Below are 1634 nucleotides of genomic sequence, written 5' to 3'. Positions count from 1 at the left end.
GCGAAGCGCTCGGCGTTGAAGGTGCCGTCGTCGTTGCGGCAGCCGAAGTAGCCCGAGCCGATTTCCCAGATCAGGTCGCCACCGTGCACCCGGTGGTGCTGGGAGATGGAGCCTTCGCCGGTATCGTGCGCAAAGCCGCCCATCTTGGCGCCCTGGTTGAGCGCAAGGATGGCGTTGGCCGACAGCGCGCCGAAGCTCATTGCCGAAATGTTGAACACGCTCGCGCTGTACGGCTGGGTACAGACCTGCGCCGGGTTCGCGTCCGCCGGCTGCGGCGTGCCGCCGATCACGATGCGGAAATCGTGGTTGGCCAGCTTGGTCGGCTGCATCGAATGGTTGATCCACTCGTAGCCCGCGATGGTCACGTTCAGCTGCGTGCCGAAGGGCCGGTTGTCGGGGTCGCCCTTGGCGCGCTGGTACACCAGCGAGCGCTGCGCCCGCGAAAAAGGCGCGGCCTCGGAGTCGCTCTCGATGAAGTACTGCCGCATCTCGGGGCGGATGTACTCCAGCAGAAAGCGGATGTGGCCGATGACCGGGTAATTGCGCAAGATGGCGTGCCGGGTCTGGCGCAGGTCGTGCACGCCGGTGCCGCTGAGCACCGCGAAAACGGCCACGCCCACCCAGGCCAGCCACAGGTGCGGCGACACCAGCACGGCGGCCAGGCAGGCCACCAGGCCGACCACGCACAAGGCAAAGGCGCTGTAGCGCGTCGGAAACGGAATAATCGAGGGCATAGAAATGAGAAGACTGCCAGAGCCTGCTGCATCATAGAGGGCTGCCCCGAACTTGCCATGACGACCTCCCCCGACACCCCCCAGACCCCTTCTTCCACGGCCAACCCGGCCCAGGAACCCCTCGGCCCCGACGATTTCGACGCCCTGGACCATGCGCTCGACGCCATGCGCGAGCACGACGAGGAAATTCCCCAGTGGGAGTTCTGCGAAGGCTTCATGGCCGCGCTGATCTGCACCCGCCGGCCGATTCCGCCTGCCGAATACTGGCCCGTGCTGCTGGGCGACAGCTTCACGCCCGCGCAGCAGATGGAGTTCGTGTGGAACTGGAAGCGCCGCTGGCGCGAGATCGAAGAGGGCCTCGACGCCCCCGTCGAAACGCTCGATGACGAGCGCAGCTGGCAGCCCGAAGTGCTGGACACCCGCGGCGCCATCGCCTCGCTGCCCGAGGAAGAACGTGCCGAAGTGGCCGGCGAAGAGATTCCCTCGTTCGCGCAGGTGTGGGCGCTGGGCTTCATGTACGCGGTCGAAAACTGGCCCGAGGAATGGGCACCCCCGCGCGACAAGGAAGCCGCGCAGATGCTCGACGACGCGCTCGACAACATCGTGGCCCTGACCGAAGACGACAAGGCCAAGCCCACGGTGTCGATGTACAGCGACGACGGCCCGCCGAGCGTAAGCCAGCAGCGGCTGGACGATTTCGGCGCCGCGATATGGGCGGTGTACGACCTGCGCCAGCTGTGGAAGAGCCTGGGCCCAAAGGTCGAAACGATCCGCAAGGAAGCCACGCCGGGCCGCAACGATCCGTGTCCGTGCGGCAGCGGGAAAAAATACAAGAAGTGCCACGGCGAGTAACCGGGCTTCGCTGCGGGGATGACGCTTTGTCTTTCTGTTCGTCGCGTT

The 1634-nt window shown here is 66.0% G+C and carries 2 protein-coding genes; one reads left to right on the top strand and one right to left on the bottom strand.

Annotated features, from left to right (window positions below; translation table 11 throughout):
* A partial coding sequence (locus DBV14_RS26120) for a glutamate synthase-related protein (RefSeq protein ID WP_260397234.1) occupies nt 1-734 on the bottom strand: 734 nt, incomplete at its 3' end.
* A gap of 57 nt (nt 735-791) precedes the next feature.
* Here DBV14_RS26120 and DBV14_RS26115 point away from each other — a divergent pair.
* Complete coding sequence (locus DBV14_RS26115; RefSeq protein ID WP_124463617.1) at nt 792-1586, top strand: UPF0149 family protein; 795 nt, start codon at nt 792-794, stop codon at nt 1584-1586.
* The last annotated feature ends 48 nt before the right edge of the window (nt 1587-1634 follow it).

Source organism: Variovorax sp. KBW07 (assembly GCF_003852515.1).
In the GTDB taxonomy this organism is placed as follows: domain Bacteria; phylum Pseudomonadota; class Gammaproteobacteria; order Burkholderiales; family Burkholderiaceae_C; genus Variovorax.
This window is presented reverse-complemented; position numbering and strand designations above follow the sequence as displayed.